Below are 24,161 nucleotides of genomic sequence, written 5' to 3'. Positions count from 1 at the left end.
CGCGGCAGCAGCGACGAACGAGGCACGCATGGCAGAACGCACCATCGCAATCGACATCGAGCGCCTCCTCGCGCCCATCTCGCAGGCAGCGCCCGCCGGGGCGCCGCTGCGCTACGAGGGCACCTACGATCGCGTCCGCGAGGCCCGGCGCGAGGACGATCCGACGCTGCCGCAGGGCGTGTGGGCGACGCGCCTCAAGACGGCGGACTGGAAGCTCGTGGCCGAGCTCTGCGCCGAGGCGCTCGCGCGGCGCTCCAAGGACCTGCAGATCGCCGCCTGGCTCACGGACGCGTGGGCGCAGATCGGCGGGATCGGCGCGGCGGCGCCGGGGCTCCGGCTGATCGCGGAGCTCTGCGATCGCTACTGGGACGCGATGTTCCCGGCGCTCGACGACGACGGCCTCGAGGCGCGCGGCGACCTCGTCGGCTGGCTGGACGAGGCGCTCGCGCGGCGGCTCCGGATGGTCCCGCTCCTCGAAGGCAGCGACGACCGCCCCCCCTGCACGCTCGCCGACTGGGAGAGCGGCCGGATGGACGGCGGCGGCCCGGCCGAGGGCGCGCGCTCGGCCGAGCCCCTCGCGGCGCGGCTCTCCCTCGTCGATCGCTCGCGATGGACAGCGCTCCAGCGCGACGCGCGCGCCGCCCTGTCCGCGGCCGAGGCGCTGGAGCGGAGCCTCGCGGCGAGGATGGACCGCCCCCCGGTCCTCCACCGGACCCGCGGCGCGCTGCGCCTGCTCGGCGCCGCGACGGCGTCCGCCCTCGGCGAGCCCGCCGACGACGCGCCGGCGCCGGCCGCGGGAGAGCCCTCGGCGCAGAGCGCGGAGGACCCGGCGCCCGCGCGGGGTCCGGGCCCGGCGATCCAGAGCCGGGTGGAGGCGTATCGCCGGCTCAACGAGGCGGCCGACTACCTCCTTCGCACGGAGCCGCACAGCCCCGTCCCGTACCTCGTGAAGCGCGCGATCTCCTGGGGGAACATGTCGCTCGCGGAGCTGCTCGGCGAGTTCGTGTCGAGCGCCGACGACCTCGTCGCGATCTACCGGCTGCTCGGCATGCGCGGCCGGGAGGAGGGCGACGCCGGATGATCTCATGAGACCGCCGGCGCCGGCCCGATCCGACGATCGGCCCCCGGCCCGGCCGCGCGAGGGTGGATTGGCCCCGGGGAGAGCGTCCGCGCGAGATGCACGCTCGACCGAGGCCGCGGGAGAAAGGAACGACCATGGCAGAGAGCAAGCAACAATGGCTGAGCAGGAACCGCCCGCCTCGGGTGCAGATCACCTACGACGTCGAGACCGGCGGCGCGATCGAGAAGAAGGAGATCCCGTTCGTCGTCGGGATCATGACGGACCTGTCGGGCACCTCCGAGGCGCCGCGGCCGAAGCTCAAGGACCGGAAGTTCGTCGAGATCGATCGCGACAATTTCAACGAGGTCCTCGCCGCGGTGGCGCCCGAGGCCACGTGCCTCGTCGACAACAAGCTCACGGACGAGGGCGGCAAGCTGAAGGTCAGCCTCTCCTTCAAGAGCATGGATGACTTCCGGCCCGAGCAGCTCGTGGAGCAGGTCGAGCCGCTGCGCGCGCTGCTCCGCGCGCGGGAGCGGCTGAACGATCTGCTCGCGAAGCTCGAGGGCAACGACGATCTGAGCGGGATGCTCAGGCAGGTCGTCGAGGACACGAAGAAGCTCGAGACGCTCAAGCAGGAGCTCGAGAAGGGCCGGGGCGGCTGAGCCGCGATCTTAGGACGGGAAGGGAGAGAGCCATGGCGGAAGAGAGCACCCAAGCGGTCGGCTCGGCGGCGGCAGCGCCGGCCGAGGAGATGAGCCTCATCGACCAGATCCTCGCGCAGGGGATGGTCCGCGGCGCGGCGGAGCCGCAACGAAAGCACGCGCGCGATCTCATCGATGAGTTCGTGAACCAGGTCCTCGACGAGAAGGTGAAGGTCGGGAGCGACACGGTGGCGGCCATCGAGGCGCGCATCGCCGAGATCGACGCGCGCATCAGCGCGCAGCTCGACGCCATCCTGCACCACAAGGAGTTCCAGCGGGTGGAGGCGCGCTGGCGGGGGCTGAACTACCTCGTCATGAACACCGAGACCTCGACGCGGCTGAAGCTGCGCGTGCTCAACGTGAAGAAGGACGAGCTGCGCAAGGACTTCGAGGCCGCGGCGGACTTCGACCGGAGCGCGGTCTTCAAGAAGGTCTACGAGGAGGAGTACGGCACCTTCGGGGGCGCGCCGTATGGCATGCTCGTCGGCGACTACGAGTTCGATGGCACGAACCCCGACGTCTCCCTCCTCACGGAGCTCTCCAAGGTGGCGGCCGCGGCGCACGCGCCGTTCATCGCGGCGGCGTCGCCCGAGCTCTTCGACATGCCGAGCTTCACCCAGATCGGCGTCCCCGGCGACCTCGCGAAAATATTCGAGAGCACGCAGCTCATCAAATGGCGCGAGTTCCGCGAGTCGGAGGACTCGCGCTATGTCGGGCTGGTCCTTCCGCACGTCCTCATGCGCCTGCCGTACGGGCCGAAGGGCGTCCCGGTCGAGGGGTTCAATTACGAGGAGCAGGTCGGCGAGGGCGACGGGAACTTCCTCTGGGGGAACGCGGCGTACGCGCTCACGCAGCGGATCACGAACGCCTTCGCGCTCTATGGCTGGTGCGCCGCGATCCGCGGCGTCGAGGGCGGCGGTCTCGTCGAGAACCTCCCGCTGCACACCTTCAAGACGAGCGAGGGGGATATCGTCGCCAAGATCCCGACCGAGGTCGCCATCACCGACCGGCGCGAGAACGAGCTGTCGGAGCTCGGCTTCATCGGGCTCTGCTACAAGAAGGGGAGCGCGCAGGCGGCCTTCTTCGGCGGCAGCACCACGAACAAGCCGAAGGCGTACAACCTGCCGCAGGCGAACGCGAACGCCCGGCTGAGCGCGCAGCTCCCTTACATCCTCGCCGCGTCCCGGTTCGCGCACTACGTCAAGGTGCTCATGCGCGACAAGATCGGGAGCTTCAGCTCGCAGGAAGGCGTCTCCAACTACCTCAACAACTGGATCGCCGACTACGTGCTCCTCAACGACACCGCCGGCCAGGAGACCAAGGCGCGGCTGCCGCTGCGCGAGGCGCGGGTCGACGTCTCCGAGGTCCCCGGCAAGCCCGGCGCGTACCGCGCGGTGGTGTTCCTGAAGCCGCATTTCCAGCTGAACGAGCTCTCGGTCTCGATGCGGCTCGTCGCGGAGCTGCCGCCGCCGGCGGCATGACGAGGAGCGGCGCGCGCCGCGTGCGTGCGTGCGTGCGTGCGTGCGTAGAAGGTGGCCGCGCTCGCGGCGGCGCCCCGCGATGGGGCCCGGCCGCGCGCGGGCCGCGCAATCGTGGATAGAGGAGGGATGAACCATGCAGAATATCTTCTGGGAAATCGATGGCATCAAGGGAGAGAGCACGTCGGCTCAGGGCAAGGACATGATCGAGCTCCTGTCCTTCAGCCACGGAGTGGCCATGCCGCTCACGGCCGGGCCCTCGAACACGAGCCGCGCGAGCGGCCGCTGCGTGCACAACGATTTCACGATCACCAAGTACCTCGACATCGCGTCGCCGACGCTCAACCTCAAGTGCTGCGGCGGCGAGGACATCAAGTCCATGAAGGTGCACATCTGGAAGGCTGACGTCGCCGGGGCGCCGCACAAGTACATGACGTACACCTTCGATAGCTGCATCATCACCTCCGTCTCGGTGACGGGCGGCGGGGATCAGCCGATCGAGACCATCACCTTCGGCTACAAGAAGGTCACCTGGGACTACGCGCAGCAGAAGCAGGAGGCGCCGGGCGGGGCCAAGGGCAAGAGCTCGGCGAGCTTCAGCGTCGAAGAGAACAAGGGCAAGTGATCTCGCGGGGCCGGCGCGCGCCGCCGCGCCGGCCCTCGCTGACAGGGGCGCTGAATGGAAGAGAGCTGGGGAGCAGCGGACGCGGGGCGCGTGCCCCTCTTCGACCGCCTGGTCGACGACACCCCGTCGCAGCGCAGCGAGGCGCGGCCGAAGCGCAGCCACGACCTCGACGCGCTGCGCGCCTCGGTTCTCCGCGAGCTCGAGCGGCTGCTCGGCACGCGCTGCCCCGTGCCCGGAGACGTGGCCCTCGCACGCCAGCGCACGGTGATCGACTACGGCCTGCCCGACCTGGAGCTCGGCGGCCGCGAGGTCGTCAAGGAAGACCGGTTCCGCGTCGCGCGGCTCATCCAGCAGACGATCGAGGCGTACGAGCCCCGCCTCGCGCGGGTCGAGGTCGAGCTGCTCCCTCCGGCGGACGGCGACGCGCGGCACCGCGTCGCCGTCCGCGCGCAGCTCGTCACCGAGCGGGTCCGCGAGCCGCTCAGCTTCACCCTGCCGCTGCCGGAGGTCGGGTGACGACGACCGACCACGACGCCGAGCTGCTCGATCTCTACGCCCGCGAGCTCGCCTACCTGCGGGAGCGCGGCGCCGAGTTCGCCGCGGCGTACCCCAAGATCGCCGCGCGCCTCGGCCTGGAGGGGCGCCACTCGGCGGATCCGCACGTCGAGCGCCTGCTCGAGTCGTTCGCGTTCCTGACGGCGCGCCTCCAGCGCCGCCTCGACAGCGATCTCCCCGAACTCACCACGTCGCTGCTCGGCGTCCTCTATCCGCCGCTGCTCTCGCCCATCCCGTCGATGGCGATCGCGGCCTTCGAGGTGAGCCCCAGGGACAGCAAGCTCACCTCGGGCCACGTGATCGACCGGGGCACGCCGCTCTTCGCCGAGGCGCACGGGGGCCCCACCTGCCGTTTCCGGACGTGCGCTCCGGTCACCCTCTGGCCGATCGAGATCGAGGCCGCCGGCTTCGGCGCGCCCGAGGCGCTGGATTTGCCGCCGGGCTCCGGCGGCGTGATGGCGGCGCTCCGCATCCGCCTGCGGAGCGGCGGCCCTCCGCTGCGCGCGCTCGGGGTGCGGCGGCTGCGCTTCTTCCTGAGCGGCGGTGGCCTGAGCGGCTATCGCCTGTACGAGCTGCTCTTCGGCCACACGCTGCGCGTCCTCTGCGCCGGCGAGGACGGCAGCCGAGATCTCGCCGAGGCGCGGCTCCACCCGGTCGGCTTCGGGCCCGACGAGGAGGCGCTCCCCTACCCCGTGCACGCGTCCCCCGGGCACCGGCTGGTCCAGGAGTACTTCGCCTTTCCCGAGAAGTTTCTCTTCTTCGACGTCGAGCTGACGCAGCTCCCCGAGGGCACCGCGTGCAGCCTGCTGTTCCTGCTCGATCAGCGCCCGCCCGCGAGCCTCGTGGTGCGGGCCGACACCTTCCGGCTCGGCTGCGCGCCGATCGTCAACCTGTTCTCCCGCACGACAGAGCCGATCCGGGTCGATCACCGCTTCCCGGAGTATCGCCTGGTCGCGGACGCGCGCCGCGAGCGCACGACCGAGATCCACTCGATCCACAAGGTCACGGCAACGGCACCGGGCGAGGCGGAGCAGGTGGAGTACGCGCCGTTCTTCTCCTTCACGCACCACGCCGAGGGCGCGGGCCCGCGCGCGTTCTGGCAGGCCCGCCGCGTCGCGACGTCGCGCGAGGACGTGCCCGGCACGGACGTGACCCTGTCGTTCGTCGATCTCGACCTCTCGCCTCGGAGGCCCCCATCCCGGGTCGTGTACGCCTCGGTGCTGTGCACCAACCGCGACCTCCCCGAGGAGCTGTCTGCCGGCGTGTCGCTGTCCCTCGAGCGTGGAGCCGCCATGGGCCGGATCACCTGCCTCACCAAGCCGACCCCGCAGCGCGATCCTCCGCTCGGCGGACAGGCGCTCTGGCGGCTCGTCTCGAACTTATCGCAGAATCACCTCTCGATCTCGGGGCCGGGCGGTATGGACGCGCTGAAGGAGATCCTGCGCGTCTATCTCTTCGCGTCGATCCCCGAGGCGGAGCGCCAGATCCAGGGCATCGTCGGCGTGTCGGCGCGCACCGTGACGCGGCGGATCGGCGCGGACGCGTGGCGCGGGTTCTGCCGCGGGACGGAGGTGACGCTGACGCTCGACGAGGAGCAGTTCGTCGGATCGAGCCCGCTCTTGTTCGCGGAGGTGCTGAGTCGTTATCTCTCGCTGCACGCGCACATCAACTCGTTCACGGAGCTCGTGCTGAGGAGCACGGGGCGCGCGGAGGTCTGGAAGCGATGGCAACCGATGGCAGGCGCGAAGGCGCTCCTCTAGACGAGGAGGACGTGCTCTTCGCCGAGGGCCGGCGCTTCGACTTCTTCCAGGCCGTGGCGCTGCTCGAGGCGCGGGCGGAGGGCTGCCGGAGCGTGGGCGAGAGCGCCGAGCCCGCGGCCGAGGCGGTGCGGCTGCGCGGCGCGATCGACCTCGCGTTCCCCGAGACGGACGTGGCCGGGATCGAGCGCCCCGCGCGCGAGGGGGAGCCGGCGGTGTTGACCGCGAGCTTCATGAGCCTCGCGGGCGCGCTCGGGCCGCTGCCGCCGCCGTTCGCGGAGCTCGTGTACCAGCGCGCGGCGCGGCGCGACTTCGCGCTGCGCGATTTCCTGGACATCTTCAATCATCGCCTGCTCTCGCTGGTCTACCGCATCCGCAAGCGGCACCGGATCGGGCTCGGCGTGGCGTCTCCGGAGCAGGACGACGCCGCGCGGTACCTCTATGCGTTGATCGGCCTCGGGTTGCCGTCGCTGCGCGGGCGGCTCTCGGTGAGCGATCGCGCGCTGCTCGAGCCGGCGGCGCTGGTGGCGCGGGAGGTGCGGCCGATGGCGGGCCTCACGGCGCTGCTGCGGCATCACCTGCGGGTGCCGATCGAGGCGGCGCCGCTGACCGGGGCGTACCACCCGATCGAGGAGAGCGATCGGACGGCGATCGGCCCCTCGGGGCGCAACCGGGGGCTCGGGCATGGAGCGATCCTGGGGCGGCGGGCGTGGGACCAGGAGGCGGGGTTCGAGCTCGTCGTGGGGCCGCTGTCGCTCCGGGATTACCTGCGCTGCTTGCCTGGAGGGGACCTGCTCGAGCCGCTGTGCGCGCTGACGCGGTTCTATGCGGGCGAGGTGCTGAGCTTCACGGTGCTCCTGCGCCTGCGCGCCGAGGAGGCGCCGGCGGCGCGGCTCGGGAGGCGGCACGGGGCGCGCCTCGGGACGACGGCGTGCCTCGGCGGGGGCGCGCGGAGGCGAGAGCCGATCGAGAAGAGGCTGCGGGGGGCGGCGCTCGGGGGTGCTGGCGATCCGGATGCGGGCCCGGGCGCCGCGCCGCGGTCTGGTTGACGAGCTCGTCCGACCTGCGCTTTGGCCCTTCGCTCACCACACCGACGCTCGCCACGCCGACCCGCTCGCTCGTCACGCCGAACTCCCATGCTCCAGCTCAGGAACAACACCGCGTTCAAGGCGAACATCGCGCTCTTCCCGGACGCTCGCGGGGTGGACACGCTCTACGTCGCGGTCCGCGCGACCTTCGCGCTCCGCGGCGGGGCGCTGCGCATCGCCGAGGCGCAGGAGCCGCTGAAGCTCGCGGACGAGTACTGGGGCGAGCCTGGACAGACCAGCCTGAAGCACGCCGCCGATCTCCACCTCGGCAAGCCGGCGACCGACGTGGTGCTGCTCGGCGAGGCGTGGGCGCCGCGCGGGCGCCCGGCGCCTTCGGTCGAAGTGTCGCTCGCGGTCGGCCCGGTCGCCAAGGTGGTCCGCGTCTTCGGCGACCGGGAATGGCGCGGCCCGCTGGATCTCCGCATCTCTCCGCCGGTCCCGTTCGAGCGGTTGCCGCTCGTCTACGAGCGCGCCTTCGGTGGCGTGCTGAAGTACGATCCCGAGAAGGGTCCCCTGGAGATCGATCAGCGCAACCCGGTGGGCATCGGCTTCGGCCTGCGGAGCGCGCCGCCCGAGAAGGCGGTGCGGCGGCTGCCCAACCTGGAGGACCCGGCGCACCTCATCTCGGGCACGCGCGACCGCCCGCCGCCCGCGGGTTTCGGCTTCATCGCGCCCTCGTGGGAGCCGCGCAAGCGGTATGCGGGGACCTACGACGAGGCCTGGCAGGAGACGCGGGCGCCGTACCTGCCGAAGGACTTCGACGCGCGCTTCTTCAACGCGGCCTCGCCGGGCCTCGTCTGTCCGGGCCACCTGCGCGGGGGCGAGCCGGTCAAGGTGCAGAACGCCTCGCCAGATCCCTGGGATGTGCGGCTGCCGCTGTGCGATCTCGACGTGAAGGTCACGATCGAACCCAGCGTGGAGCGGCCGCCCATGCGGCTTCAGACCGTGATGCTCGAGCCTGGCGAGGGGCGGCTCGGGATCGTGTGGCTGGGCGAGGTGGGTTGCGACAAGCGAGCGCTCAAGGTGAAACTGGTGGAGATCGACGCGAAGCGGATCGAGCTGAGCGGACGGAGGTCGTGATGGCGGCGCCGGGCGCGGACATCCTGCGGGTGGGGATGGTGAGCTCTGTCGGGCTGAGCGCCGAGGTGACGAGCGCGGCGGTCCGGGCGGGGATCGATCGGTTCCAGCAGAGCTCGGTCCTGGATCGCCGCTTCAATCCGCTGGTCATGGCGCTCGTGGCGACTCCGGATCTGCCGCCGCTCGCGCCTGCGCTCGAGGGGATCGCCGGGCTGACCGCGCGGCAGATCCGGATGCTGCGGCTGGCCGGCCCGGCGCTGCGCGCATGCCTCGAGGAGGCTCCGCCCGGACCGGCGGCGGTGCTGCTCGCGGGGCCCGAGGCGTTCCCGGGAGGCCGTCCCGCGCCGGTGGGGCCGGTTTTCCTGGAGCACCTCGCTGCGCAGGCGGGGGTGAAGCTCGATCTGGCGCGGAGCCGGGTGTTCCCGGCGGGGCGGGCGGGGGTCTTCCTGGCGCTCGCCGCGGCGCTGGAGGGGCTCTCCGCGCGCCGGTATGATCGCGTCGTGGTGGGCGGTGTGGATACGCTCCTCGACCTGTACCTGCTCGGGACGCTGGACCTCGAGGAGCGGCTGCGCGCGGCGGGCATCTTCGACGGTTTCATCCCGGGGGAGGGCGCGGCGTTCCTGCTGCTCGCGCGGCCGGGCTCGGGGCGCACGCCGCTGTCGCGGCTCGTCTCGGTGGGCACGGCGGAGGAGGAAGGGCACCGCTACAACGAGGGCGCGGCGTACCGCGGTGAGGGGCTGGACGCGGCGCTCAAGGCCGCGTTCGCGGCGGCGCCGGGGGCACCGGTACGGACGGTGTATGCCGGCTTCAACGGCGAGAGCTTCTTTGCCAAGGAGTGGGGGGTGGCGGTGGCGCGGCACAAGAAGAGGATCGCCGAAGACTTCGTGATCGAGCACCCTGCGGACTGCGTCGGCGACGCGGGGGCGGCGCTCGGTGCGATGCTGGTGGGGCTGGCGGCGATGTCGCTGGCAGAGGGCCGCCGCCCGTCACGCTGCCTGGTGTGGGCGCCGTCGGATCTGGCGGCGCGCGGCGCGGCGATCCTGGACAGGGAGTGATTCGGCGAGCGGAAGGGACAGGAGGAGCGAGCGATGGGAACGAAGGTGTTCGCCAACATGCGCGGGGTGGTCCACAAGCAGAGCGGCGGCATGAGCATGGTGTTCCCCGACGTCTGCAAGACGCCGACCCCCGGCGGGCCGGTGCCGATCCCTTATCCGAACATCGGGCAGGCGTCGGACACGTCGGACGGCCCGAAGAAGGTCACGTGCGACGGGAAGATGCCGATGGTGAAGGGGGCGAAGTACTCGAAATCGAGCGGCGACGAGGCGGGGACGGCCGGCGGCGTGATGAGCTCGTGCAACCGGGGGGAGTGCGAGTTCATGCTGTACTCGTTCGACGTGAAGTTCGAAGGGAAGAACGTGTGCCGGCTGGGGGATCCGCTGTTCCATAACAAGAAGAACATGATGGGATAGCAGGAGACCAAAACAATGCCCGAGATCGGCGAATCAATCGCAATCGACCTCATGGTCCCTGAGAAGGATAACTGCTGGTACTGCACCGAGCAGCCTACGCAAGCCACAGAAAACAAGCTTGACGAGGATCCCAACTCAGTCGACAGCGCAGAGAACTCGATGGCGAACAGCTCGAGCAAGCTCGGGCAAGCGCTGGGTCATCGCCCCTCATGGACCTCGATGGTCTCGGGAGAGAAGGTCGATGTAACGCCGGCGGCACACCACCTCATCCCTGGAAACGCGTCCCTGAAGAAAGCGACGAAGTTACTGAAATTCATGAAGAAGGGGGACACGGTGGATGGGGACGTGGGATATGACGTGAACGACCAAAAGAACGGCGTGTGGCTACCCACGTACCCGGCAGACGGATGGGGCGCGCTCGACCGAGACGAGTACGCTATCCAGGCGATGAAGGCCGCAGGCGCGCAGTTTCACAACGCACACGCGCAGTACAATCAGAAGGCCAGCCAGAGCCTGAGCGCGATCGCAGACAAGCTCGTCAAGAAGAGCGACCAATGTCCGCTCTGTGGCGAGAAGATGCAGAACGCGAAGCGACCTCCCTTCGGCCTCGTCGGGCGGCTCAACGCGCTCTCCAGGCGATACCGTGGGTTCCTGAGGGGCTCGCCCCGGCGGTGGCCGACGGGGTCTGGGATCTATACCTCTGAAAAATCGAAGCTGATGAAATAGCGATGAGGGTTCACGATGTACTACGTGCTGACCTACGAGGTGCCGCAGGACGAGAACGAAGGGTACCTGGACCTTCAGGACGGGCTCGATTTCGATGGAGTCGACAGCTGGTCCCTCGGGCAACGCTTCCTGGCAGCGCTGCCAGACCCGATCGAGGTCGATCTCATCCCTGTAAGCAGCTTTCGAGGCGAGCCCTCCGAGATGTACGATGGCAACATGTGCCTGATGTCTGCTCGGCTCGTATCTGCCCTGCTCGCATGCGGCGTCGACAACATCGACCATTACCGTGCTGTACTCAAAAACACGGAAACCGGACAGACCTACAGCTACCGGGCCGTGAATATCGTGGGACTGATCGCAGCGACCGATCTCGCGAGTTCCGTCTGGGAAAGCCACGATGGTGACGCGCGGTTCGACACGAGCTTCGACGCGCTCGCGGTTAACGAAGACAAGGCGCTCGGCGCGCTGATATTCCGACTCGCAGAGAACACAAGCACGATCCTGATCCACGCGAAAGTGCGGGATCACCTGCTCTCAGTGGGCTTCCCTACGCTCCGGTTCTTAAAGCCGAGCGAATGGGTGACCTGATTCCGCGCCGTTGCCGTCAGGAAAGTGGGAATTCTCAAATCGTTCACCGGAACGACGTGCTCGCGCGACGCAGGTCGAGTACCGGCGCCTAAATTGCGGCACGCAGCCCGCGAGGCTCGTCGGCCTCGCGGGCTGCATCGCGTCAGATCCACGATGGCCATCGCTTTGCAGCAACGGACGGTGGCCAGCTGGATATCCATCGCGCCGTGCGATGTCGGGGCAACACCCCCGATGGCCATCGCCGGACGGACCCCTGCCGAACAGCCGCGAGGCGCGCCGTCATCCGGACAGGGCGCGATAAGCCAGTCGGCTCGGTAACATACGGGAAGCAGAGAGAGAGAGAGAGAGAGAGAGAGAGAGAGAGAGAGAGAGAGAGAGAGAGAGAGAGAGAGAGAGAGAGAGAGAGAGAGAGAGAGAGCTCGATCCTCGCGCTCAACCTACTCAGTACCGCCGCAATGAGTTATCTCTGCCGACCAGTCACCATTGGAGCATTACTTATACTCGATACCTAATCTCAATTTCATCGTTGGACCTATGGAATCTAGCTCAACGCTTGCCTTGCTCGACCCGATTCGTCTGAAGGTGATGGCTTCTATTGGCGGCCCCTCGACCAGGTGCTCCTCGTATGCCGGGAGCGTCGGGTCGATCCGGCGCGCAGCTTTGCCTTTCTTGATGACATGCGCCATAATGTAATGCCAACGCCAAAGCTCCTTACCTGGAAACAACACCGTGTTTCGCCTCCAGCCTTTGGGTCGTGCTACGATGCGACTCAGAGTCTGTTCCCACGCCACTTTCACCCACTTGACTCTCGGGATCGCAGTGGTGTCCACGATGCTAATATGTTTATTCGCAAAGAGTGTTGACACCTGCACCAGCCGCGTAGCAAAATTCAACATCGACGCGGAGAGCGCCAACTGCGATGGCGTACGCATCATTTTGAATCATCCTTAAACTTTGATGCCTGTTTGCTCAAAACATTGTTCGGCCACAGAGATATACGGACCACGGTGAGTTACACCCACAGCATCGACTGCAGCCCTCTCGGCGTTATCAGGCCCCTCGGCCGCTGACCACCGCCTCAGCATGGGCAGCCGTGAACGCCCCCCAGCGCCGTCGTGTCGACCCCACTCATCGTCGTAAGGTAGTGTACGCCACGACGCCTCTGCCTTGTCAAAAGGCCAGCGCACGAGCGAGTGGGTTCCACGCCGGACGTAGGCGCGAGCGGGCCTTCAATGCCCCTGCCTCTCCGAGCCGAGGAAGTGGCCCAAGCTCTCTCCCCCAGGAGGCACATGGCCGGCCCCGCATCGCGCCCCGCATCGCGCCGCCCGCAGCAGAGCGCTCTCCACCGGCTCGCAGTGCTCGTCCCCTACCCCCCGAGCTCCGCCCGCTGCGCCTCCCCCCGCGCACGCACCTCGAACACCCCCAGCCGCGGCCTCAAGAAGCACCGCTCGATCGCCGCCGCCGCCCTCGCCGGTTGGCTCCCGCGCCGCAGCACCTCGTTGAGCCCCTCCAGATCGACCCCCCTCCCCCAGAGATGCCTCTTCCCCGCCGCGAAGTCCCCTCGCCGCCGCGCCCACCACCGCCCCACGGCCGCCGCGTCGGGCCACAGGAGCCCGTCGTCCGGATCGGGCCCCACGTCCTCGTCCTCCGGGTCGTCGCTCGGCCCGGCCTCCTCCAGCTCGGGCCCTTCGAGCTCCTCTCTCACCAACTCCACGCCCGTGATCAACGACAGCGCCCCGCCCGCCAGGCGAGCCAGCCTGGGCGCGCTCATCCGTTCGATGAGCCACGGCACGTGCGCCGGATCCCCGAGCGCCCCCACCCCCGCGATCGCCGCCCGCGCCGTCCCCGGCGATTCACCGAGCCCCCTCAGCCATCTCGCCCCCGCGTGCGGACCGAGCCGCCGCAGCGCCACGCCCGCCGCGCGCTCCGCGAGCGCTCCGCCACCCGCAGCGATCTCGAGCAGCACATCGACGCCCCGCGCCTCCCCGAGCAGCGCCGCCGACCACGCCGCCCAGAACCGCACCGCCTCGTCCTCGGCCGAAAGCGCCCGCCGCGCATCGTCGAGCCCCTCCACGTACCCGAGCTCCCCGAGCGCCTTGAGCGCCCTGGCCCGCAGCCGCGCGTCCTCTGCGGAGAGCGCCTCCTTGAGCGCCGGCCCCGGATCCCGCCGCCGCACCGCGCTCGCGGCGATGCCGATGGTCCGGAGCGCCGGCTCTGCCTTCGCGCCGAGCAGCGCTGGCAGCACGTCCTTCACGAGCTCCGGCGCCGCCCACCCGAGCGCCGACACGACCCCGCGCGCAACCGCCGGCGCATCGATCCCCCGCGCGATGAGCGCCGCGATCGCCCCCTGATCCCGCCGCGTGAGCGCGAGCGAGAGCGCCGCGAACACCTCGCCCGCCCCCCCTTCCTCGGCCGCGGCCGCGCAGCCGTCCCACGCCGCGCGCCCGCCTCGCGCGAGCAGATCGAGCTGCGCCGCGAGCCGCCCGTCGACCTCCGCCAGGCCCTTCAGGTCGTACCGCGGATCGCGCGCCGCGCTGTCGCGCTGGCTCCACAGGAACCCTGCGTTGTCCACCGCCTGCGCGAAGACCTCATCCTCGGTGATCGACAAGGGCGCTCCTTTCGCGACGCGCTCGCCCACGCCCGGGCGGACGTCAGTTGTTCTTCACCTCGCTGCCCTTGATCGCGACCTTCCCGTCGCCCTTCAACGTGAGATCCGCGCCGGCCTCGCCCTTCAGCGCCTTCCCAGCCTTGAGCGTCATCGCCTGCTCGCTCTTGATGGTCACGGTCTTGGCCTCGATGACCAGGTTCCCCTTCACCTTGAGGACGTGATTGCCCTTCACCTCCTGGGTGAAGTTGGCCTTGTTGGTGTGGGTCTCGTGCCCCTCGACCGTCAGGTCCCGCGTCCCCTTGACCGCGTGCGACTCGTTGCCCTTCGACACGTCGATCGTGCGGTTGCCCTTCCCCACCGTCAGCAGGTCGTCCCCCTTGTCGATCGTCACCGTGCGGCTCTTCTCCACGCTGATGGTCTGGTCTCCGCCCACCGCCAGCGTCTGATCGTTATCGATGGTGATCGACTGGTCGTGCTTGACGCCGATCGTCCAGTCGTTCTCCACGTCGACGACCATGTCCTTCTGGGCGTGCATGAAGAGCTCCTCGCTGTCCTTCTTGTCCTCGAAGCGGAGCTCGTTGCCCGCGCTGCCCCCCTTCGACGACCGGGACAGGAGCGTGCTCTTCGTCTGCTCGCCGGGAAGCGCGTAGGGGACCGTCTGGTCCGCGTTGTACACCGACCCGGTGCAGAGCGGCCGGTCGGGATCGCCGCCGAGGAAGCTGACCACGACCTCCTGGCCGACGCGCGGCAAGTACCAGCTCCCCCACCCCTTGCCGGCCCAGGACTGGGCGACGCGGATCCAGCAGGAGCTGTTCTCGTCGCGCTTGCCGTACCGGTCCCAGTGAAACTGCACCTTGATGCGGCCGAACTCGTCGGTCCATATCTCCTCGCCGCTCTTGCCGACGACGACGGCCGTCTGAGCCCCCGCGATGATGGGCCTCGGCGTCACGCGCGCGGGGCGAAAGGGGCTCTGCATGGGCATCGCCTCGAAGGAGTTCTGGTACTCGTCGTTGTCGGCCGAGTGCGTGACGGCGAGCAGCAGGTACTCGCCGTTCACGTCGGAGCGCTCGTGCTGGACGAGCTGGAACGCATGGCCGGCGGTGAACGCGCGGCAGAACGAGCTGCCGACGAGGCGCCGGGCCACGCCCTCCTCCGCCTCGATGCGACGCGTGGCGATCGCGTCGCCGGCGCTCTTGTCGGCGTAGCCGCCGGGATACTCGAAGAGCGCGAGCTTCGCCCCGCCGCCGCTCGCCTGGCTGAGCAGCGAGGTGCTGGGCGCCTTGAAGTTGTAATCGGTCGCCGCATACGACCCCGCGACGACCTCTCCGATGAGCTCGCAGACGGTCATCGCGTCCTCATCGCGCGTCGAGGTCTCGGCGGCGCCCACGTAACGCACGTCGCCGAGATCGGGGCAGCGCGGGTTGCCCGCGCTGTCGTCGCCGAGGACGAGGGTGTGCTTTCCGTCCTCGTGCTGAAAATAGTAATAGATGCCCTCCTCCTCCAGCAGCCGCGAGACGAACTGAAACGCGGTCTCCTGGTACTGGACACACACCTCGCGAGGAGCGTACGAGCCGGTCAGCTCGTCCTTGTAATCGGAGAAGCCGAGATCATCGAAGATCTGCTTCACGATATCGGGCACCGATCTGTCCTGGAAGATGCGGGAGTCGGTGGTCCTGGTCAGAAACCAGAGCCAGGGGTGGATCTCGGCGCGGTAAGCGGTCCTCGGCTGGCCGCCGTCCACGTGGACACGCCCGGCCTGACGGAAGCGCGTGACGACGCCGTGGATCGTGCGCTCGCCGCCGCTGGAGAGGCGAATGACCGCGGTGATGCCCTGGCCGACGATGGAAGCAAAATCGATGGCCCGCTCCTCGGACAGGAGGTCGAGCTCGAACCGGAACAGGCCAGACAGCCGCTCCTCGCCATGGATCCTGACGAGGGCGAGGGCGTCGGGGCCGAGGGGGCTATGGAGGGCGAGGATCGTCTTCGCCTGGGAGTAGGGCATCGCGCATCCTCTTGGTTCAGGGCCGGCGGTCGGGCCGAGACTACCACAGGGGGCCCGCGGAGCCGCAGCGCGGCGACGGGCCCAGAGGCCATTGGCGTCCAGCGAGCGGTGTGCGACAAGGACATCGCTGCCCTCGAGAGGCGGCGCTGATTGTCTTCGCTGGCGCGGGTGCGTTGTGACCCCTTACGACGAGCTCCCCTCCCTGTTCCGTGGGCACCTGACCGCGGAGAACCGCGCGTTCTTGCTCGCGAAGCGCGGACGCTTGCAGGCGGACGGATGACGGCAGGGCTGACACTCCTGGCGCTGGTGGCGCTGCTCGTGGCGGCGCTCGTCGCCGAGCGGGGGCGACGGCAGCTACGGAGGGCTCTCGAGGACACGCGGCGCGCGCTCGCAGCAGGGGAAGCGGCTCATGCCGAGTCGGCGCGGGAGCGCGAGGCCGTGCGCCGCGGCGCGGAGGCCGCTCGCCATGCGCAGGACACGACGCAGCGCGAGACCGAAGCGGCGCGGCTGGCCCAAAGCGCGGCCCAGCGCGACGCCGAAGCAGCCCAGCATGACGCCGAAGCGGCGCGACAGGCGCAACGCGCGGCCCAGCGCGACGCCGAAGCAGCCCAGCATGACGCCGAAGCGGCGCGGCAGGCGCAACGCGCGGCCCAGCGCGACGCCGAAGCAGCCCAGCATGAGGCCGAAGCGGCGCGACAGGCGCAACGCGCGGCCCAGCGCGACGCCAAGGCCGCGCTGCGCGAAGTCGAAGCGGCACGGCAGGCGCAACACGCGGCCCAGCGCGACGCCGAAGCGGCACGGCAGGCGCAACACGCGGCCCAGCGCGACGCCGAGGCAGCCCAGCGTGAGGCCGAAGCGACCCTGCAGGCGCAGCACGCGGCGCACGCCGCCCTGGAGTGCGCGAAGGCTATCGCAGAAACGGAGCGCCAGGCAGCGCTGGAGGAGGCCCGGCAGGCGCGCGCCGAGCGGGACTCATTCGCGCTGGAGGTGCGGGTGCTGCGCGCGGAGCTCTCGACGGCGCGCAAGCCTGTCGAGAAGGCGCCGCAAGCGGCGGAAAAGCTCGCGGGAATCTCCGTGAAGCCGAGGACGCCGAAGACACCCGAGCAGCCGGGCAAAACGAGCTGGTGGTGTCAGCAATGCGGGCGAGGAGGAACGCGGCCCGAGCGGTGCTGCAGATAGATGGGAGATAGATGGGAGATAGATGGGAGATAGATGGGAGATAGATGGGAGATAGGTGGCAGATAGGTGGCAGATGATGGTCGGTTCGGTCGATCGGCGCGCGCGCAGACCGGGCCGTCGCTCGTCTCCACGCAGCGCACGCCGGAGCGACCGCCCCCTGTCAGTGAGCCCACATCTACAGCTCGGCTCTATCGCGCCCCCGAATGCTTGACCGCGGCTTGAGGCCACCCTGCTCAGCGTCGTACAATCGACCAGAATGAAGTTTTTCCAGGCCATCGCTCGGATGGGGCTGAAGTCGGGCGACGATCCGAAGGTGCGCCAGCACAAGAAGATCCTCACGCTCACCGCGGCGCTCAAGGCGTGCGCGTGCCCCGTCTGGGTGATCGCCTATGGGGCAGCCGGGGACCACCGCTCGGCGGCGATCCCGCTCGGCTACATGGTGTGTACCGGCCTGAGCCTCGCCCACTTCGCCAGGACGAAGAAATTTGCCGGGTTCCGCTTCCGTCAGGCGCTGCTCATCTTCGCCCTGCCGTTTCTCATGCACGCGAGCCGGGGAGGGTTCGTCGGATCGAGCGGCGTCGTCCTGTGGGCGCTCCTCGCGCCGCTGACGTTGCTGCTGTTCCACGGATCGCGGGCGTCCATCCCCTGGTTCATCGCGTACGCGCTGCTCGTGATGGCGGCCGGCGTTGCCGACCCGCTCCTCTCCGGCGTCGCGCCGGAGGCGCCTCCGAGCCTCCTCGCCGGCTTCTTCGCGATGAACCTCCTCACGGTGTCGGCCATCGCGTACGCAGCGGTGCAGTATTTCGCGCGCCAGCTCGCGGAGGAGCAGGAGAAACTCGCGGAGCTCGTCGTCTCCTCGGCGCAGGCGCTCGACGACCTCGCGAGGTGGTCGTCCGCCGCGGCGGCGCAGATCGCGGAGGCGATCGGCGCCCGCGAGGTCGCGGTGTGGAAGGCCGAGGAGCAGGCGATGGTCAGCCTCACCGCGACCACCACCGAGGCGCCGCACGTCGACGCGCTGCGCCACGCCGCGCTCACGCAACACTCCTCTCCGAGATCCGCGGAGGTCGTGGTCCCCGTCCTCGGCATGTCGGGCGACGTCCACGGCGCGCTGGTCATCGTCGGCAGCGGCGTCGTGTGGAGCGATACGACCCGACGGCTCGTCCGCTCGTTCGCGCACCACCTCGGCAGCGCGCTCGAGCTCTCGCGGCTGCGCAAGGATCTCGCGAGCGCGGCGGAGCGGCGGGCAGCGACGCTCGAAGACATGGTGCGCCGCGGAATCGATATCCTGCAAATATGCCCGAGCTGCCAGCGCTGTTACGATCAGCGTGTGGAGCGATGCCTCGATGACGGCGCCGCGCTGAACAGGCCGCGGCCGTTCCCCTATCGCGTGGCAGGGCGGTATCGCCTGACCCGGGCCGTCGCGGAGGGCGGCATGGGCAGGGTGTTCAAGGCCCACGACGAGCGGCTCGGGCGCGAGGTCGCGATCAAGACCATCAGGACAGAGCACTTCAACAACGAGGATGTGCGCGAGCGGTTCGCGAGAGAGGCGCGCCTCGTCGCGCGAATCCATCATTCGTCCGTCGTCGAGGTGTACGACTCGGGCGAGCTCGAGGACGGGACGCTCTTCATCGTGATGGAGTGGCTGGAGGGCTTCACCCTCGCTCACGCCATGAAGTCGCACGGGCCCGGGACGCCAGCCCAGGTGGCGGTGCTGCTGCGCGAGGGTGCCTCGGCGCTCGGCGCCGCGCACGCGGCGGGGCTCGTGCACCGCGACGTCAAGCCGGAGAACATCTTCCTGATCCCGTCGACGGGGCCGGGCGACTTTCACGTCAAGATCCTCGACTTCGGTATCGCCAAGGAGCTCTCCGCCGACGTGAGCGCGACCTCGACGGGCATCTTCCTGGGGACTCCGCTCTACATGGCCCCGGAACAGGCGCGCGGCAGGTCGGTGGACGCGCGCAGCGATCTCTACTCCTTCGCGGCCGTCGCTTACCAGGCGCTCACCGGACGGCGCATCGCCGCCGGAGAGGACCTCGCCACCATCCTGTCGAGCCTCTCGCGCGCCCCTCCGCCGCCCGTCTCGTCGCTGCTCCCGGGGACGCCGCCGGACGTCGACCGCGCCTTCGCGCGGGCGCTCGCGCTGTCGCCGGACGAGCGGCCTCAGGACGTCGAGGAGTGGGTGAGCTCGTTCGCCGGCCTGCTCGACAGCCTGCCCAAGCGGAGCCCGGGCTGGCGCATGTCAGGCGACGCGCCCGACATGGAGGAGCTCTCCAGCGCCGAGACGGTCCTGATCCACGAGCCCAGAGCGCGGATGCCGTCGGACGTGTCCCGCGCGTCGTGATCGCGCCGCGCGCGCCTTCGCGAGGCGCGATCACGACGCGCACGTCAGGTCTTGCAAAAAGGGCGGCGGAAGGGCTATCCCCGAGGACGGGACCTCATGTTGTGCCCTCGTTGCCACCGGCGGTACGCGGATGACCACCGCTTCTGCCCGCACGACGGAGAGAAGCTGGTCGCGAGCCACGACATCCGGCGGATCCGGTCCCAGCCCACCGAGCACGTGGGCGCGATCGTCGCCGAGCGGTACCGGGTGCGGGGCCTGATCGGCAGCGGCGCCATGGCGCAGGTGTTCCTGGCGGAGGACACGAAGAGCGGCGCGCCCGTCGCGCTGAAGCTGCTGGAGCCGAGGTTCCGCCGCGAGCCCAAGGTGAAGGCGCGGTTCCTCCTGGAGGCCAAGGCCGCGGCCACGGTCGTTCACCCGAACATCGTCGAGGTCCTCGACATCGGCCTCCATGAAGGGTCGCCTTACCTCGTGCTGGAGTTCCTCTTCGGCGAGTCGCTGAGCTCGCTGCTCCTGCGCGAGAAGCGGCTTTCCCCGGAGGCCGGCGTGCCCTTCCTCCTGCAGGCCGCGGCCGGGCTCGGCGCGGCCCACCGCGCGGGGATCGTCCACCGCGACGTGAAGCCCGCCAACGTGTTCCTCGTGGGGGAGAAGGGCGACGCCTGGGCGGCCAAGGTCGTCGATTTCGGGTTCGCGAAGCTGTACGAGCACTCGGGGCTCACGCAGGCCGGGGTGACCGTCGGCACCCTGGAGTACATGGCGCCGGAGCAGACCGTCAGCGACCCTCCCGACGGGCGCACGGACGTCTACGGCTTCGGCATGCTCATGTACCGGATGTTCACCGGCCGCCTCCCCTTCAGCGTCGCGCGGAGCTCCTCCCCTGCCCTGGCGCCCGCCATGGACGAGGCCGTGGTGCTGGCCAACCAGCTCGTCACGCCGCCCCCGCCGCCCAACCTGGGTGAGAGCCCGGCGTCGCGGGCGCTCGAGGCGGTGATCGCGAAGTGCCTGCGCAAGCGGCCGGAGAACCGGTATGCCTCGATGGAGGCGCTCGGCGAGGATCTCGCCCGGCTCGGGCGGCCCGGCGCGCTGGCGGCGCACGCGCCGATCGCCTCGCCCGACGTGTACGCGGCGCAGACGCCCTATGGAGAGCACGCGGCGCGGTTCCTCTACAAGCAGCTCGGCAGGGTGTACGGCGACGCGCCGTAGCCGCGGCATGCCCGGAGCGCGCTCCCTCGCGCGACGCCGCGCTCCCGCGCTGGCCGCCTGCGCCGCCGCGCTCGGCTGGCTGCTCTGGCCGCTCGCCGCGGGCGCGTCGCCCGAGGCGCCGCGGCAGGCGGCGCCGGCGGTCGCCGCCACGGAGCCCGACATCCGCCCCACGCTGACGTGGCTCTTCGTCCAGCTCGTGCCGAGCCCCGAGCTGTGGCTCGAACCGGGCGAGGCGCGCTTCGGGTTCCGCTGGCAGGTGACGCCGCTGCTCTACTCGTTCGGGATCAACCGCAAGCTCTCGCCGTGGCGCGCCTTCATCGCGGAGCCGCTCACGCGTCACGCCGGCTCGATCGAGCTCTTCGGCTCGCCCGGGTACGTCGCCCGTCCGGGCGCGTTCGCCGATCGCTGGGTGATCCGGGGCGGCGTCCGCGCCTATTTCCCGCTCCTCGACGGCGGCGACTACCTGTCCTGCTCGCTCGGCGGATCCGCGCTCCATGCTCGAGGGCAGGTGGCGGCCTCGTACGAGGCGGGGGTCTATACCCTGTTCGGCGCCCTGGGCGCGCAGGTGGCGGCCACGCCGACGGCCGCCTTGCGATCGACCACGTTCACGCTCAGCATCCGCTACTTCTGACGCCGCGCATGGCCACGCGCCCCTCCTCGTCGCCAGCTCGCCTGTCCGCCGCGGCGCTCCTCGCGCTCGCGGGCCTGTCGTGCGGCGTGCCCGCGCGCATCCTGGAGAGCAACGTGGCGAGGCTGTTCGCGAGCCCGCTGCCCGTGCCGGACAAGGTGCGCGCGCCGTATCGCCCCGAGGCGAGGCTCGCAGCGCTCTGGGTCGGGCACGCGACCGTGCTCGTGCAGATCGACGACCGATGGATCCTGACCGACCCCGTCTTCACGTCGACGGTGGGCCTCATGGTGAAGCGGCTCGTCGAGCCGGGGCTCGCCCCGGAGGACCTGCCGCCCATCGACGCCGTGCTGATCTCGCACATGCACCTCGACCACCTCTCGCTCGGGTCGCTGTCCCTGATCGAGCCGAAGGTCCGCGCGCTGCTCGTGCCTCGGGGCGGGCTCGTCTACGTGCCCAACCATAGCTTCGCGTCGTTCGAGGTCCCGACCTGGACGACATGGCGGCAGGGCGATCTCGAGATCACGGCCGTCCCGGTGCGGCACTCCGGCTATCGCTACGGGCTGGACCGGGACTGGATGACGGAGAGCTTCACGGGTTATGTCGTCGAGTACCATGGAATCACGGTCTACTTCGGCGGCGACACAGCCTACGACCGCGATGACTTCGTGAAGACGCGCGCGCGATTCCCCGCGATCGATCTGGCCCTCTTGCCGATCGCGCCGGTGGGGCCGCGCGAGTTCATGGAGAGCAAGCACGTCGATCCGGCGGAGGCGGTGCAGGCCTTCCTCGACCTCGGGGCGCGGCGGATGATGGCTATCCATTTCGACACGTTCATCAACAGCACCGATACGTTCGGAGAGGCGCCCCGCGAGCTCCGGCGCGTCATGGCCGCGCGCGGGCTGGGGCCGGATCGCGTGATCCTGCCCAGGCACGGAGAGCAGCGGATCCTCATCACGAGGGGCGAGCCCGGGGGCGCGGCGGCGGCGAGCGCGCCGGCGCCGCGCGGCGAATAGGCCGGGTCAGTCGAGCTCGCGGAGCGCCGCCGCGTAGTCCTCGGGCGTGTTCAGGTTGCGCAGCGATCGCAGCGCCGGATCCGCGGCGCGGAGCCGCGGATCCGCGAGCAGGAGCTCCGGCTCCGCGACAAGGGTGCGCGCCCGCTCGAGCAGGGTGGAGAGCCGCAGCCTGCCCTCGGCGAGCAAGGCCGCCACCTCGCCGCGCACGGCGCACGCGTACACCGCGGCGAGCGGGTGATGGTGCCCCTCCGCCCGCGGCACCGCGATGGCGTGGCCGCCCGCCTGGAGATCCGCGAGGCGCCGCACGAAGGCGGGGTGCAGGAAGGGCGCGTCGGTCGAGGCGACGTAGGCCCGCTCGGCGAGCGGCGCGATCGCGTCGAGCCCGGCCGCGACGCCCTGCAGCGGCCCGCGGCCCTCCACCGGATCGCGCACGAGCAGCACCCCCTCCGGCAGCGGCGGCAGCTCCTGCCCCGGCGCCGCGACCACCACGAGCGGCCAGGCCGCCTCGCCGAGGCGCCGCACCACCCGCTGGAGCAGCGCCTCACCCCCGAACGGCAGCCATGCCTTGGGGCGCCCCATCCGGCGGCTCTGCCCGCCGCACAGCACGACGCCCGCGAGGCCGGCCACGCGGCCCGCCCCGCCGCCGTCCTCCGAGGGCGCCGTCATGAGCTTCACCGCCGTCCTGCATACCACCCCTGCCCGGTACATGCGCCCGCGGCGCGCGCCGAGCGCCGACCGCTGCCGCCGGTGCGCTCGTGCCAAGCCTCAAGGCGCCGGCAGGAGGACCCGCGCGCCGCGGGCGAGCGTCACGCCGTCCACGTGGCCCATCAGCGGTCGCTCCGGCAGGACGACGTGAAAGTGCGTGTTCGACCCCATGTGCGTGAAGACGCCGTGGTGGCGCTTCGAGAAGAAGCCCACCAGCACCCCCTCGGCGGCGGGGAGCGCTCCGTTCACCGACGCCCGCACATGGTCCGCGTGACCGCCGCCGGGGGCGAGCTTTCTCCCGTCGATGACGTGCCAGCGGAGATCGCGGAAGCCGCCGCGCACCTGGACCGGGACAGCGCCCTCCGTGTCGAGCCCGCGCTCCCGCAGCAAGGCCTCGATGCGCGCGTCGATCTGCCCGTCAGGCACGTCGGCGTCGAGCGTCGCCTCCTGCCAGCGCGCGACGTTCGCCACCACGAAGAGCGCCGCCTCCTCCTCCGCCCCGGCGGGGCGCACGTCGAGGGTCCCGTCGTCGCGCGCATAGGAGGTCCAGATCGCGTCGTCGACGACCGTCACCTCCCCGCGCAGCGCGCTGAGCGCCCCGATCCCGAACGCGCGCGGGCCCGGCACCACATCGCCGATGCGCACGGCGGGCCCCGTCTGCCCCTCGTGCATGATCGCGCGCAGCGCGCCGAACGAGCGGACCTGCACCGCCGCCGGCGCGCCCGGCGCCGGCCCCGCGGCGGCCTCGCAGGAAGGCGTGCAGGAGGCGATCGGGGCCATCAGGAGAGCTCCGAGGAGCCCGGGAAGAACGCTAGGGAGAGTCGCTCGCATCGCTCGCATGGGGTTGCTCCTCTGTCGCGCGGGTCACGCGCGAGAGCGCGCGATTCAGGACGTGCAGCGCGCGCACCACGGCGGCGCGCTCCTCGCAGGGGATGGCGTCCACGATCGACTGGAACCGCACCAGGCTTTGCCCCTCGAGTCGCCCCGCCATGCGGCGCCCGGCCGAGGTGAGCCGCAGGCGGCGGACCCGCCCGTCTTCCTCGCTGACGTCCTGCTCCACCCGGCCCTCCTCGCGAAGGCGCTGTATCAGCCGGGTGACATTGCTCTTGTCGATGCCGAGCGCCCGCCGCAGGTCGCTCTGGGAGAGCTGCTCTCCCGCCCGCTCGGCGTCCGCCAGGACCGTCAGCGCGTGGGCCTCGCGCGGCGCCACCCGGACGCCGCACGGCGTGCGCTCCTCGTCCAGGAGACCGAAACCGCGCACGAAGGCGCGGACCTCCGAGCGGAGCTCTCTCGTGGTCACCCTTCGAGGAGACCACAGATGGTTGCGATGCGCAACCAATTTGGCACCGGGGCACTCCGCG

General features: G+C 70.4%; 22 protein-coding genes. 17 read left to right on the top strand and 5 right to left on the bottom strand.

Going from position 1 to position 24,161, the window contains the following annotated elements; all coding sequences use genetic code 11:
- Positions 1-28 precede the first annotated feature (28 nt).
- The 12 genes from tssA to WMF34_RS47620 all read left to right on the top strand — a co-directional run bounded on the left by tssA (position 29) and on the right by WMF34_RS47620 (position 11,124).
- Positions 29-1,081 (top strand): type VI secretion system protein TssA, encoded by a 1,053-nt coding sequence (gene tssA, locus WMF34_RS47675; RefSeq protein ID WP_437991989.1) that lies wholly within the window; start codon positions 29-31, stop codon positions 1,079-1,081.
- 134 nt (positions 1,082-1,215) lie between these two features.
- The gene (tssB, locus tag WMF34_RS47670; protein ID WP_012241950.1) at positions 1,216-1,722 is read left to right on the top strand and encodes a type VI secretion system contractile sheath small subunit; all 507 of its coding nucleotides are present in this window, start codon (positions 1,216-1,218) and stop codon (positions 1,720-1,722) included.
- 32 nt (positions 1,723-1,754) lie between these two features.
- On the top strand, positions 1,755-3,242 hold the full coding sequence (gene tssC / locus WMF34_RS47665; RefSeq protein WP_012241949.1) for a type VI secretion system contractile sheath large subunit: 1,488 nt from the start codon (positions 1,755-1,757) through the stop codon (positions 3,240-3,242).
- 133 nt (positions 3,243-3,375) lie between these two features.
- Positions 3,376-3,864 (top strand): Hcp family type VI secretion system effector, encoded by a 489-nt coding sequence (locus WMF34_RS47660; protein ID WP_012241948.1) that lies wholly within the window; start codon positions 3,376-3,378, stop codon positions 3,862-3,864.
- Between the two features lie 54 nt (positions 3,865-3,918).
- Positions 3,919-4,380: a type VI secretion system baseplate subunit TssE gene (tssE, locus tag WMF34_RS47655; protein WP_012241947.1), complete on the top strand. Its 462-nt coding sequence runs from the start codon at positions 3,919-3,921 to the stop codon at positions 4,378-4,380.
- Positions 4,377-6,179, top strand: a complete 1,803-nt coding sequence (gene tssF / locus WMF34_RS47650; protein ID WP_437991988.1) for a type VI secretion system baseplate subunit TssF — start codon at positions 4,377-4,379, stop codon at positions 6,177-6,179. The genes tssE and tssF overlap by 4 nt, the downstream gene beginning before the upstream one ends.
- 11 nt (positions 6,180-6,190) lie before the next feature.
- Positions 6,191-7,225 (top strand): type VI secretion system baseplate subunit TssG, encoded by a 1,035-nt coding sequence (gene tssG, locus WMF34_RS47645; RefSeq protein ID WP_437991987.1) that lies wholly within the window; start codon positions 6,191-6,193, stop codon positions 7,223-7,225.
- An 87-nt stretch (positions 7,226-7,312) separates the two neighbouring features.
- On the top strand, positions 7,313-8,344 hold the full coding sequence (locus WMF34_RS47640) for a DUF2169 family type VI secretion system accessory protein (RefSeq protein ID WP_437991986.1): 1,032 nt from the start codon (positions 7,313-7,315) through the stop codon (positions 8,342-8,344).
- Positions 8,344-9,396, top strand: coding sequence for a hypothetical protein (locus tag WMF34_RS47635; protein WP_437991985.1), 1,053 nt, complete (start codon positions 8,344-8,346; stop codon positions 9,394-9,396). Before WMF34_RS47640 ends, WMF34_RS47635 begins: the two co-directional genes overlap by 1 nt.
- A gap of 33 nt (positions 9,397-9,429) precedes the next feature.
- The gene (locus WMF34_RS47630; RefSeq protein ID WP_012241942.1) at positions 9,430-9,810 is read left to right on the top strand and encodes a DUF4150 domain-containing protein; all 381 of its coding nucleotides are present in this window, start codon (positions 9,430-9,432) and stop codon (positions 9,808-9,810) included.
- A 15-nt stretch (positions 9,811-9,825) separates the two neighbouring features.
- Positions 9,826-10,536, top strand: a complete 711-nt coding sequence (locus tag WMF34_RS47625) for an AHH domain-containing protein (protein ID WP_437991984.1) — start codon at positions 9,826-9,828, stop codon at positions 10,534-10,536.
- 15 nt (positions 10,537-10,551) lie between these two features.
- Positions 10,552-11,124 carry an imm11 family protein gene (locus WMF34_RS47620; RefSeq protein ID WP_437991983.1) on the top strand — a complete coding sequence of 191 codons (573 nt, stop codon included), beginning with the start codon at positions 10,552-10,554 and terminating at the stop codon, positions 11,122-11,124.
- 1,366 nt (positions 11,125-12,490) lie between these two features.
- On the opposite strand, the gene WMF34_RS47615 is transcribed toward WMF34_RS47620, so the two are convergent.
- Together WMF34_RS47615 and WMF34_RS47610 are read right to left on the bottom strand one after the other, a co-directional pair.
- Positions 12,491-13,732, bottom strand: coding sequence for a TIGR02270 family protein (locus WMF34_RS47615; RefSeq protein WP_437991982.1), 1,242 nt, complete (start codon positions 13,730-13,732; stop codon positions 12,491-12,493).
- Between the two features lie 43 nt (positions 13,733-13,775).
- On the bottom strand, positions 13,776-15,734 hold the full coding sequence (locus tag WMF34_RS47610; protein WP_437991981.1) for a type VI secretion system Vgr family protein: 1,959 nt from the start codon (positions 15,732-15,734) through the stop codon (positions 13,776-13,778).
- Between the two features lie 276 nt (positions 15,735-16,010).
- Between WMF34_RS47610 and WMF34_RS47605 the strand changes: the two genes are divergently transcribed.
- From WMF34_RS47605 to WMF34_RS47585, 5 genes are all read left to right on the top strand, one after another.
- Positions 16,011-16,913, top strand: coding sequence for a hypothetical protein (locus WMF34_RS47605; protein ID WP_437991980.1), 903 nt, complete (start codon positions 16,011-16,013; stop codon positions 16,911-16,913).
- 256 nt (positions 16,914-17,169) lie between these two features.
- A complete protein-coding gene (locus WMF34_RS47600; RefSeq protein WP_012241935.1) occupies positions 17,170-19,254 on the top strand; it encodes a serine/threonine-protein kinase in 2,085 nt (694 codons plus the stop codon).
- Positions 19,255-19,350: 96 nt separating this feature from the next.
- The gene (locus tag WMF34_RS47595) at positions 19,351-20,454 is read left to right on the top strand and encodes a serine/threonine-protein kinase (protein WP_012241934.1); all 1,104 of its coding nucleotides are present in this window, start codon (positions 19,351-19,353) and stop codon (positions 20,452-20,454) included.
- Positions 20,455-20,461: 7 nt separating this feature from the next.
- Positions 20,462-21,085 carry a hypothetical protein gene (locus WMF34_RS47590; RefSeq protein ID WP_044967536.1) on the top strand — a complete coding sequence of 208 codons (624 nt, stop codon included), beginning with the start codon at positions 20,462-20,464 and terminating at the stop codon, positions 21,083-21,085.
- Positions 21,086-21,093: 8 nt separating this feature from the next.
- Entirely contained in the window at positions 21,094-22,095 is a 1,002-nt protein-coding gene (locus WMF34_RS47585; protein ID WP_437991979.1) for an MBL fold metallo-hydrolase, read from the top strand.
- A gap of 6 nt (positions 22,096-22,101) precedes the next feature.
- Here the strand turns inward: WMF34_RS47585 and mobA are convergent, their stop codons facing one another.
- From mobA to WMF34_RS47570, 3 genes are all read right to left on the bottom strand, one after another.
- A complete protein-coding gene (mobA, locus tag WMF34_RS47580) occupies positions 22,102-22,761 on the bottom strand; it encodes a molybdenum cofactor guanylyltransferase (RefSeq protein WP_437994717.1) in 660 nt (219 codons plus the stop codon).
- A 99-nt stretch (positions 22,762-22,860) separates the two neighbouring features.
- Entirely contained in the window at positions 22,861-23,580 is a 720-nt protein-coding gene (locus tag WMF34_RS47575) for an acetolactate decarboxylase (protein WP_044967534.1), read from the bottom strand.
- 31 nt (positions 23,581-23,611) lie between these two features.
- Positions 23,612-24,100 carry a MarR family winged helix-turn-helix transcriptional regulator gene (locus WMF34_RS47570; protein WP_049876579.1) on the bottom strand — a complete coding sequence of 163 codons (489 nt, stop codon included), beginning with the start codon at positions 24,098-24,100 and terminating at the stop codon, positions 23,612-23,614.
- Positions 24,101-24,161: the final 61 nt, after the last annotated feature.

Origin of the sequence: Sorangium sp. So ce145, from assembly GCF_051525985.1 — a bacterium.
Lineage (GTDB): Bacteria > Myxococcota_A > Polyangia > Polyangiales > Polyangiaceae > Sorangium > Sorangium cellulosum_B.
The sequence above is the reverse complement of the archived record's forward strand: the minus strand, read 5'-3'. Positions and strand labels throughout refer to the sequence as shown.